The sequence below is a fragment of the Mycobacterium hubeiense genome, assembly GCF_002838065.1.
GTDB classification, from domain to species: Bacteria; Actinomycetota; Actinomycetes; order Mycobacteriales; family Mycobacteriaceae; genus Mycobacterium; species Mycobacterium hubeiense.
The window spans coordinates 1-10,254 of record NZ_PIZU01000075.1; the positions used below are offsets into that span (position 1 = coordinate 1).

The 10,254-nt window shown below is 66.3% G+C and carries 11 protein-coding genes; 8 read left to right on the forward strand and 3 right to left on the reverse strand.

What is annotated here, in order from left to right; translation table 11 throughout:
• Window positions 1–60 precede the first annotated feature (60 nt).
• Both CWS39_RS27480 and CWS39_RS27485 read right to left on the reverse strand, forming a co-directional pair.
• Window positions 61–474, reverse strand: coding sequence for a DUF4190 domain-containing protein (locus tag CWS39_RS27480; RefSeq protein WP_102146001.1), 414 nt, complete (start codon window positions 472–474; stop codon window positions 61–63).
• A 4-nt stretch (window positions 475–478) separates the two neighbouring features.
• Window positions 479–1,120 carry a DUF4190 domain-containing protein gene (locus CWS39_RS27485; protein WP_102146002.1) on the reverse strand — a complete coding sequence of 214 codons (642 nt, stop codon included), beginning with the start codon at window positions 1,118–1,120 and terminating at the stop codon, window positions 479–481.
• A 140-nt stretch (window positions 1,121–1,260) separates the two neighbouring features.
• Between CWS39_RS27485 and CWS39_RS27490 the strand changes: the two genes are divergently transcribed.
• The 6 genes from CWS39_RS27490 (at window position 1,261) to CWS39_RS27515 (ending at window position 6,972) form a co-directional block, all read left to right on the forward strand.
• Window positions 1,261–1,794: a general stress protein gene (locus CWS39_RS27490; protein ID WP_102146003.1), complete on the forward strand. Its 534-nt coding sequence runs from the start codon at window positions 1,261–1,263 to the stop codon at window positions 1,792–1,794.
• A gap of 174 nt (window positions 1,795–1,968) precedes the next feature.
• Entirely contained in the window at window positions 1,969–3,366 is a 1,398-nt protein-coding gene (locus CWS39_RS27495; RefSeq protein WP_102146009.1) for an ABC transporter substrate-binding protein, read from the forward strand.
• Entirely contained in the window at window positions 3,363–4,286 is a 924-nt protein-coding gene (locus CWS39_RS27500; protein ID WP_102146004.1) for a carbohydrate ABC transporter permease, read from the forward strand. Before CWS39_RS27495 ends, CWS39_RS27500 begins: the two co-directional genes overlap by 4 nt.
• A 4-nt stretch (window positions 4,287–4,290) precedes the next feature.
• Complete coding sequence (locus CWS39_RS27505) at window positions 4,291–5,115, forward strand: carbohydrate ABC transporter permease (RefSeq protein WP_199178327.1); 825 nt, start codon at window positions 4,291–4,293, stop codon at window positions 5,113–5,115.
• Between the two features lie 4 nt (window positions 5,116–5,119).
• Window positions 5,120–6,382 (forward strand): ABC transporter ATP-binding protein, encoded by a 1,263-nt coding sequence (locus CWS39_RS27510; protein ID WP_102146006.1) that lies wholly within the window; start codon window positions 5,120–5,122, stop codon window positions 6,380–6,382.
• Window positions 6,379–6,972, forward strand: a complete 594-nt coding sequence (locus tag CWS39_RS27515; RefSeq protein ID WP_102146007.1) for a suppressor of fused domain protein — start codon at window positions 6,379–6,381, stop codon at window positions 6,970–6,972. The genes CWS39_RS27510 and CWS39_RS27515 overlap by 4 nt, the downstream gene beginning before the upstream one ends.
• A gap of 9 nt (window positions 6,973–6,981) precedes the next feature.
• On the opposite strand, the gene corA is transcribed toward CWS39_RS27515, so the two are convergent.
• On the reverse strand, window positions 6,982–8,085 hold the full coding sequence (gene corA, locus CWS39_RS27520; protein WP_102146010.1) for a magnesium/cobalt transporter CorA: 1,104 nt from the start codon (window positions 8,083–8,085) through the stop codon (window positions 6,982–6,984).
• Between the two features lie 128 nt (window positions 8,086–8,213).
• On the opposite strand from corA, the gene CWS39_RS27525 reads away from it, so the two are divergent.
• Together CWS39_RS27525 and CWS39_RS27530 are read left to right on the forward strand one after the other, a co-directional pair.
• Window positions 8,214–9,374 (forward strand): NAD(P)-dependent malic enzyme, encoded by a 1,161-nt coding sequence (locus CWS39_RS27525; protein WP_102146011.1) that lies wholly within the window; start codon window positions 8,214–8,216, stop codon window positions 9,372–9,374.
• A 3-nt stretch (window positions 9,375–9,377) separates the two neighbouring features.
• Window positions 9,378–10,217, forward strand: a complete 840-nt coding sequence (locus CWS39_RS27530; protein WP_102146008.1) for a glycine betaine ABC transporter substrate-binding protein — start codon at window positions 9,378–9,380, stop codon at window positions 10,215–10,217.
• Window positions 10,218–10,254: the final 37 nt, after the last annotated feature.

Genomic DNA, 10,254 nt, shown 5'->3' on the forward strand with positions numbered 1-10,254 from the left:
GGCGCGAAACCATTTCGATACAGCCCGCTGAGCGCGACCGCGCGCGCCGAAATCGCTTGGCTAGGGCGCGAACTGGAAGCCGCTGGCGGCGATGATGAGCGCGAACAACAGGTACAGCAGCCAGAACCCGGTCACCAGCCCGCCGATTATGCTGCCCGCCAACGCAATTCCGTAACCGTCCTGGCCGGTGCGACGGGTTTCACGCATCGCGACGATGCCCAGGATCAGCCCGACGATCGACGGTATGCCGCAGAACACCAGACCCACGAGCGAGGTGACCAAAGAGGCGATCGCCTTGCCATTGGTGCCCGGCGGGCGCGTCGGATACGGGCCGTACGGATAGCCGGCATAACCGAAGGCGTCGGGATATCCCGGGTAGACCGGCGGTGGCAGGCCCGCATTGGCGGGGTAGTCCACCGGCGGCGGGTACTCGCCGCGATGCGGCTCGTACGGCTGTTGGGGGCCGCTGGTCATGGTCTCAGCTGCTCAAGACCGCGATGGTCCAGATCAGGTTGATCAGCAGCGTCGCCGCGCCCACCCCGATGCCGGCGATGGCCAGCCCGTGTCCGCTTTCGCGCGTCTGCTTGATCTGGTTGAGCGCCACGATGCCCAGCGCGATGCCGACGATCGAGCCGATGCCGCAGAGCACACCGATGAGCGAGGACACCAGCGACGCGATCGCCATGCTGTTGGTGGCCGTCGGGGCGCCGTAGGCGCCGGCGTAGCCCGGCGTCGGGTAGCCCGTCGGCGGCGTGCCGAACTGCGGCGGCGGATACGACGGCGCGCCGTAACCCGACGGATCAGGGTAGGGCGGTGGGTACCCGGTCTGCGGTCCGCCCGGCGGCGGAAAACTCGGCGGCGTGTACTCGGGCGGCGGGTAGCTCGGTGGCGGATAGCCGGCGCCCGGTTGGTAACCCGGCGGCGGGTAGGCGGGTGGCGGTGGGAAACCCGGTGTTTCGTACGACGGCGGCGGGGCCTGCTCGGACGGCTGGAACGTCTCCGGAGACTGTTGCGACTGCTCGATCTGCGACGCTTCCTGCCCGCTCGACGTCGGTTCCGAGGCGGCTGCACTGGATTCGGATGGCGGCGTTTCGCCCGTGTTCCCCTCCGGATTTGTCATGCTGTTCAACCTAGCGCAGTTGCTATTCACTCGTGGCTGGCTAGGCGCGGGGCACCAATGCGGAAGACGAGGCGTTGGGTTAGAGAGAGGAACTGCGAATGTCGAGCGTGCACAAGACGTGCAGAGGAGATTGAACTGCGATGACGAGTCCATTCCAACCGGGACAGAATCCCGCCGCGACGCCGCCGCCCACTCCGGCGGGCCAGGTGCGCAGGGGCCCCGCGTCACTGCCGACGCCGCCGAAGGGATGGCCGATCGGTTCGTACCCCACCTATGCCGAAGCGCAACGGGCGGTGGACTACCTCGCCGATCAACAGTTTCCGGTGCAGCAGGTCACCATCGTCGGTGTCGACCTGATGCAGGTGGAGCGGGTGACGGGGCGGCTGAGCTGGCCCAAGGTGCTCGGTGGCGGGATGCTGACCGGCGCCTGGCTGGGCCTGTTCATCGGTCTGATCCTGGGCTTTTTCAGCCCCAACCCGTGGAGCGCGCTGATCACCGGTCTGGTCGCCGGTGTGTTCTTCGGCCTGATCACCTCGGCGATCCCCTATGCGATGGCGCGCGGCACAAGAGATTTCAGTTCCACCATGCAGCTCGTCGCGGGCCGCTACGACGTGCTCTGCGACCCGCAGAACGCCGAGAAGGGCCGGGATCTTCTGGCACGCTTGACGATCTGAGCTGCCCGCGGGTCGGCTGACGGCGCCGTCGCAGGTCACGATTGCGACGCGTGCGTGCGACGCGAGCCCGAAAGTGTTGCACATCACGCGCGTATGGCTCTACGGTTTGCCCGCGGGAGGTTCCCGACCCTGAGCTGCTCCGGCGGCGACATCGGACCCGACGGGAGGCTGGTGGTGGGCCCACGGCGGCTGTGTGCTGCGGCAGTGGCCGCGCTGATGACGACGTCGACGGTGTCGGCGTGCGGTTCCGGCGGCGGCGGGATCGTCATCAACTACTACACCCCGGCCAACGAGGCGCAGACGTTCACGGCGGTCGCGAACCGATGCAATGAACAACTCGGCGGCCGGTTCCGGATCCAACAGCTGAGCTTGCCCAAGAGCGCCGACGAGCAGCGGCTGCAGCTGGCCCGGAGGCTCACCGGCAACGACAAGTCGCTGGACGTGATGGCGCTGGACGTGGTCTGGACGGCCGAGTTCGCCGAAGCCGGTTGGGCTTTGCCGTTGTCCGACGATCCGGCGGGCCTGGCCGAGGCCGACGCCACCAGCAACACGCTGCCCGGCCCGCTGGAGACCGCCAAGTGGCAGGACAAGTTGTACGCCGCGCCGATCACGACGAACACCCAATTGCTTTGGTATCGCGCGGATCTGGTGCCAGACCCACCGACGACGTGGGACGAGATGGTGGCGACGGCGACGCGCCTGCACGCCGCTGGTGAGCCGAGCTGGATTGCCGTGCAGGGCAAGCAATATGAGGGCCTGGTGGTGTGGTTCAACACCCTGCTGCAAAGCGCAGGCGGCCAAGTGCTTTCCGACGACGGTAAGACGGTGACACTCACCGACACCCCTGAGCATCGGGCGGCGACGGTGAAGGCGCTACAGATCATCAAGTCGGTTGCCACCGCGCCCGGCGCGGACCCGTCGATCACGCAGACCGACGAGACCACCGCGCGGCTGGCGCTCGAACAGGGCAAAGCCGCGCTGGAGGTGAACTGGCCGTACGTGTTGCCCTCGCTGCTGGAGAACGCGGTCAAAGGCGGTGTGTCGTTCCTGCCGCTGAACGACCGGCCGGACCTCGCCGGCGCCATCAACGACGTCGGCACCTTCTCGCCGACCGACGAGCAGTTCGAGGCCGCTTACGACGCCAGCAAGAAAGTGTTCGGGTTCGCACACTATCCGGGCGTGCAGCCGGACGAGCCCGCGAAGGTGACGTTGGGCGGGCTGAACCTGGCCGTCGGCAAGAACACCCAGCACAAGGCGGAGGCCTTCGAGGCGATCCGCTGCCTGCGCAACCTCGAGAACCAGAAGTACACCTCGATCGAGGGTGGCCTTCCTGCGGTGCGGGCGTCGCTCTACGACGATCCCGACTTCCAGGCCAAGTACCCCCAGTACGAGATCATTCGTGATCAGCTGACCAACGCTGCGGTGCGGCCGACCACGCCGGTGTATCAGGCCGTGTCGACGCGGATCTCGGTGACGTTGGCGCCGATCACCGATATCGATCCGGAGCGCACCGCCGACGAGCTGACCGAACAGGTGCAGAAGGCGATCGACGGCAAGGGGCTGATCCCGTGACCGCCGCCGTGGACGTGCCGGCCCGGCCCGCCGCGGGCGGCGACGACCGCCGTTCGGAACGCCGGCTGGCCTATCTGCTCATCGGTCCGGCGGTGCTCCTGATGCTCGCGGTGACGGCCTATCCGATCGGCTACGCGGTGTGGTTGAGCCTGCAGCGCTACAACCTCGCCACCCCGCAGGACACCGAGTTCATCGGGCTGGCCAATTACGTCACGGTGCTGACCGACCGCTATTGGTGGACGGCGTTCATCGTGACGCTGGCCATCACCGTCATCTCGGTGGCGATCGAGTTCGTACTCGGGATGGCGCTGGCGCTGGTGATGCACCGGACCATCTTCGGAAAAGGCGTGGTGCGCACGGCGATTCTGATCCCGTACGGCATCGTCACCGTCGCCGCGTCCTACAGCTGGTACTACGCGTGGACGCCGGGCACCGGGTATCTGGCCAACCTGCTGCCGGAAGGGAGTGCGCCGCTGACCGAGCAGCTTCCGTCGCTGGCGATCGTGATCCTTGCCGAGGTGTGGAAGACGACGCCGTTCATGGCGCTGCTGCTGCTGGCCGGGTTGGCGTTGGTGCCTCAGGATCTGCTGAACGCCGCGCAGGTCGACGGCGCTGGCGCGTGGCGGCGACTGTTCAAAGTCATTCTGCCGCTGATCAAACCGGCGATCCTGGTGGCGTTGCTGTTCCGCACTCTCGACGCGTTCCGCATCTTCGACAACATCTACATCCTGACCGGTGGCGCCAACAACACCGGTTCGGTGTCAATTCTGGGCTACGACAACCTGTTCAAGGCGTTCAACGTGGGCTTGGGTTCGGCGATCAGCGTGCTGATCTTCTTGTCGGTGGCGATCATCGCGTTCATCTACATCAAGATCTTCGGCGCAGCAGCGCCCGGTTCGGATGAGGCGCGAAATGCCTGAGCGGGTGAGCGCGGGGCGCGCGACGGGCTGGACCGTCGTCAACGTCCTGGTGATCATCTACGCGCTGTTTCCGGTGTTGTGGATCCTGTCGCTGTCGTTGAAGTCGACCGCAACGGTCAAGGACGGCAAGCTGATTCCGAGTGAGATCACCTTCGACAACTACAAGGCCATCTTCCAGGGCAACGTCTTCACCTCGGCGTTGATCAACTCCATCGGCATCGGGCTGATCACCACCTTCATCGCGGTGGTGATCGGCGGCATGGCCGCCTACGCGGTGGCCCGGCTGAACTTCCCGGGCAAGCGGGTTCTCATCGGTGTCGCGCTGCTGATCGCGATGTTCCCCCACATTTCGCTGGTGACACCGATTTTCAACATGTGGCGCCAGGTCGGCCTGTTCGACACCTGGCCCGGTCTGATCATTCCGTACATCACGTTCGCGCTGCCGCTGGCCATCTATACGCTGTCTGCGTTCTTCCGGGAGATCCCATGGGATTTGGAGAAGGCGGCGAAGATGGACGGTGCGACGCCCGCGCAGGCGTTCCGCAAGGTGATCGCACCGCTGGCCGCGCCCGGCATCGTCACCGCCGCGATCCTGGTGTTCATCTTCGCCTGGAACGACCTGCTGCTCGCGCTGTCGCTGACGGCCACCGAGCGGGCGATCACGGCGCCGGTGGCGATCGCGAACTTCACGGGCAGTTCGCAATTCGAGGAGCCGACGGGGTCCATCGCCGCAGGCGCGATGGTCATCACGATTCCGATCATCATCTTTGTTCTGATCTTCCAGCGACGCATCGTCGCCGGACTGACTTCCGGTGCAGTGAAGGGATAGCTCGATGGCCGAAATTGTGTTGGACCGGGTGACCAAGAGTTACCCGAACGGCGCGACGGCGGTCAAGGATCTCTCCGTGACCATCGCCGACGGCGAGTTCATCATCCTCGTCGGCCCTTCCGGCTGCGGAAAATCCACCACGCTCAACATGATTGCCGGACTCGAGGAGATCACCTCCGGTGAGCTGCGCATCGGCGGTGAACGGGTCAACGAGAAGGCGCCCAAGGACCGCGATATCGCGATGGTGTTCCAGTCGTACGCGCTCTATCCGCACATGACCGTCCGGCAGAACATCGCGTTCCCGCTCACCCTGGCCAAGGTCAAGAAGGCCGACATCGCCCGCAAGGTCGAGGAGACCGCGAAAATCCTCGATCTCACTGAGCTATTGGACCGCAAGCCCGCCCAGCTGTCCGGTGGGCAGCGCCAGCGCGTGGCCATGGGACGCGCAATCGTGCGCAACCCCAAGGCTTTCCTGATGGACGAGCCGCTGTCGAACCTGGACGCCAAGCTTCGTGTGCAGATGCGCTCGGAGATCGCGCGGCTGCAGCGGCGACTGGGCACCACCACCGTCTACGTCACCCACGACCAGACCGAGGCGATGACGCTGGGCGATCGCGTGGTGGTGCTGCTCGCCGGGGAGGTGCAGCAGATCGGCACGCCCGACGAGCTGTATAACAGCCCCGCAAACCTTTTCGTCGCCGGCTTCATCGGGTCGCCCGCGATGAATTTCTTCCCCGCCACCCAGACCGACGTCGGCGTGAAGCTGCCGTTCGGCGAGGTCACCCTGACCCAGGAGATGCTCGACACGCTGGAGCGCAAGAAGCCGAAGAACATCATCGTCGGTATCCGGCCGGAGCATCTCGAGGACGCCGCACTGCTCGACGGCTATGCCCGCATCCGTGCGTTGATCTTCGAGGTGAAGGTCGACATGGTCGAGTCGCTGGGTGCGGACAAGTATGTCCACTTCAAGCTGGAGGGGGCCGGCGCGCGGTCCGCGCAACTGGCCGAACTGGCCGCCGAATCCGGTGTCGGCGAGAACGAGTTCGTGGCAAGGGTTTCCACCGCGTCGAAAGCCAAGACGGGTGAGACGCTCGAGCTGGCCTTCGACACTACCAAGCTGGCGATCTTTGATGCCGACACCGGCATGAACCTGACCATTCCCGATGCGTCGCAAGAGAAGCCGACCGAAGAGCAGCCAGCCGAACCCGAAGAGAAGGCGGAAGCCGAAGAGCCGGCGCAGGACTCGCCCGCCCCGTCGTCCGAGTGATCGACGTCCTGGCCGAAGTCCGCGCCCACGTTCGCGGGTATTTCGCCGCGGCAGGCGTCGACGCCGAGCCCGTCGCCGCCAGTGTGACATTCCTGGGCACCGAACGCATCGACGTCCTGCGCTTCGGACCCGACCACCACGGCGTGACTCACTATGTCTCGCTGGGCTGTTCGCGTCATCCGATGTTCGACCCGACCGAGCTGGTGACCGATGTGATCCGCGGGCCGCGCGCCGAGATCGTCGTAGCCCTGCGCGGACCGACGCCCGCGGGGCTGGCCCGGTCCATCGCGGTGGTGGCGGCGGCACCCGCGGTCGAGGGTCTGATGCTCGAACCCGACGCGCTCATCGATCTGGAAACGCCGCTGTGGAATTTGGCACCGTTCACGGCATTTCTGCTGGGCACCAGCGATATTGGTCCGGTACCCCTATCCGAACCACTCACTGGAGTGACGGTGCTGTCGGCGACGCCGATCACCCCCACCGAGGCGGCGTGGGTGCGGCTCAAGGGCGCCGACGCAATGCGCGAAGCCTGGCAGCAAGACGGCGTCGACGTGCTCGACCCGTCGCGGCCGGCGGCCAAACCGAGCTGACGTCGCGGGCTACAGCCAGTGGTTGCGGCGGAAGGCGCGGAACAACAGCAGGCAGACCACGAGCATGAACGTCAACACCGCGGGGTAGCCCCACACCTCTTTGAGTTCCGGCATGTACTCGAAGTTCATCCCGTAGATGCCGGCCACCGCCGTCGGCACCGCCGCGATCGCCACGTACGCCGAGATCTTGCGCATGTCGATGTTCTGCTGCATCGCCACCTTGCCGACCGCGGCCTGCACCAGCGAGGTGAGCAACTCGTCGTAGCTGATGATGCGGTCGGAGGCCTGGATGTTGTGGTCCAGCACGTCGCGCAGGTACCGCCGAACCTCGATGGAAACCAGGTCGTTGTGGTCTGTGCCGAGGCGTTGCAGGGCCAGTGTGAGCGGGTTTACCGCACGGCGCAGCTCGACGACTTCGCGCTTCAACAGGTAGATGGCTTCCATGTTGGTCTGGGTCAACGGCGAGAAGACGTCTTCTTCCATCGTGTCGATATCGGTCTCGATCAGGTCGGTGATGTCGAGGTAGCTGTCGACGACGTGGTCGGCGATCGCATGCATGATCGCGTAGGGACCCAGCTTGAGGATCTGCGGCGTGGCGTCCAAGCGCTTGCGCACCCCGGCCAGCCCGCTGTGTTCACCGTGGCGCACCGTCACCACGAAATCCGGCCCGACGAAGATCATGATCTCGCCGGTCTCGACGATTTCGCGGGCGTTGGCGACGGACTCGTGCTCGATGTAGTTCACGGTCTTGAGCACCAGGAACAGTGTTTGGTCGTAGCGCTCCAGTTTGGGCCGCTGATGGGCATGCACCGCGTCCTCGACGGCCAACTCGTGCAAACCGAAGACATCGGCGACGGCCTGCATCTGATGCTCGTCGGGTTCGTGCAGCCCGATCCACACGAACGCTTCCTTGCCGGCCTGCTCCAGTTCGCGCACCTTGGACAACGCCGCGGCGTGGGTGTATTTGCCCGGCAGTCGCATCCCGTCGCAGTACACGCCGCAATCGACCATCGCGCGGGCGACGGGAACGTGAATGCTCTTGGGCTCCGGCGTTGGACGCTTGGGCCGGGCAGTGGGTCGCAGTGACGGCGGCAGCGGGCGAAACGACGGCATCGCCACCTCCTATCCTGCAGGTCACCCCGCCGGAAATGCTACGCGCCGGTAGCGCTTCGTAAGCCTCACGACAGGGGAACCCGACGTTGTGAGTTTGGGCGGTGAAGTACCCTTGCGCCGTGTCGGAAATGGTGCGCACCCCGCAAGTCGTCATCGAGGACGCAGAGATCTTCGCTGCTCACGAAGGCGGAAAACTCTCGGTCGAACTCAAGGAGCCGCTGGACACCCAGCGCGCCCTGTCGATCGCCTATACCCCGGGGGTAGCGCAGGTAAGTCGCGCCATCGCGACCGACCACACGCTGGCCGCGAAGTACACCTGGGCCAACCGGCTGGTCGCCGTGGTCAGCGACGGCAGCGCGGTACTCGGCCTCGGTGACATCGGCGCCGCGGCGTCGCTGCCCGTGATGGAGGGTAAGGCGGCGCTGTTCAAGACGTTCGGCGGGCTGGACTCGATCCCGATCGTGCTCGACACCAAAGACCCCGACGAGATCGTCGAGACGCTGGTACGGCTGCGGCCGACGTTCGGCGCGGTCAACCTCGAAGACATCTCCGCGCCGCGCTGCTTCGAGATCGAGCGGCGCGTCATCGAGGCGCTGGACTGCCCCGTCATGCACGACGATCAGCACGGCACCGCGATCGTGGTGCTGGCCGCGCTGATGGGCGCGACGAAGGTGCTCGACCGGGACATGACCTCGCTGCGCATCGTCATCTCCGGCGCCGGGGCGGCGGGCATCGCCTGCGCCAAGATCCTGCTGGCCAAGGGCATCAAGGACATCACCCTGATCGACTCGCAGGGCATCGTCCACAAAAACCGCCCTGACCTCAACGCGTTCAAGGCCGAGCTGGCCGAGCAGACCAACCCCAACGGCCTGACCGGCGGCATGGCCGAGGCGCTGTCGGGCGCCGACGTGTTCATGGGCGTCTCTGCGGGTCTGGTGCCCGAGGAACTCATCGCGACGATGGCCCCCAACGGCATCGTGATGGCGATGTCGAACCCCGACCCGGAGATCCACCCAGACGTCGCGAAGAAGTACGCGGCGATTGTGGCCACCGGCCGCAGCGACTTCCCGAACCAGATCAACAACGTGCTGGCCTTCCCCGGTGTGTTCCGCGGGGCACTGGATGCCGGTGCGCGACGCATCACCGAGAAGATGAAAGTCGCTGCCGCCGAGGCGATTTACTCCGTTATTGCCGACGACCTCGCCGTCGACCGCATTGTGCCCAGTGCGCTCGATCCGCGGGTCGGGCCCGCAGTGGCCCAGGCGGTCGCGGCGGCGGCTGACGTATAGGCGATGCGCATTCGCCGGTTGGCGGTGGCGCTGGTCGCGCTGCTCGCAATTGGCACAGCCGGCTGCGGTAGTCAACCCGGTCCGTCGTCGATGGTCGTCGGCACGCGTCCGGGCGGGGAGTTGGTGGCGCATCTGTATGCGGCTGCGTTGCGGTATTACGGCACACCCGCGCACGTCGAGTCGATGCCCGACCCGTTGGCCGGCCTGGACTCGCGAGCCGCCAGCGTCGTGCCCGGCTTCACCGGCCAACTGCTGCAGCGGTTTGCGCCCGAATCCGTCGCCCGCGCCGCCGCACAGGTGTACCGGGAGCTGGTGTCGGCGCTGCCCGAAGGCCTCGCGGCCGGCGATTACACGATGTCCGCGGAGGACAAACCGGCGGTGGCCGTCATCCAGGCCACTGCTCGCGCGTGGGGCGATGACGACGTGACGGCGCTGGCGCACAACTGCGACAAGGTTCGGCCGGGCGCGATCGCGGGGGCTTCTACGCCGTCGGCCCTGGGGCTGTGCGAGTTGCCGAAGCCACGCCAATTCCGTGACGCCGCAACGCTGTTCGCAGCGCTGCGGTCCGGTCAGGTCAATGCGGCGTGGACGACGACGGCTGCGCCTGACACGCCCGCCGACGTGATGGTGCTGGCCGATCGCACCGCATTGATCCGCGCGGAGAACATCGTGCCGCTGTATCGCCGCAACGAGCTGACGGAGGCGCAGGTGCTGGCGGTCAACGAGGTGGCCGGCGTGCTGGACACCGCGGCGCTGGCGGACATGCGGCGGCAAGTGGCCGACGGTGCAGACCCGGCGGCGGTGGCCGACGCGTTCTTGGCGGCCAACCCGCTCCGCCATTAGGCGATTTCGGCGCGCGCAGTCGCGCTGAGCGGGCTGT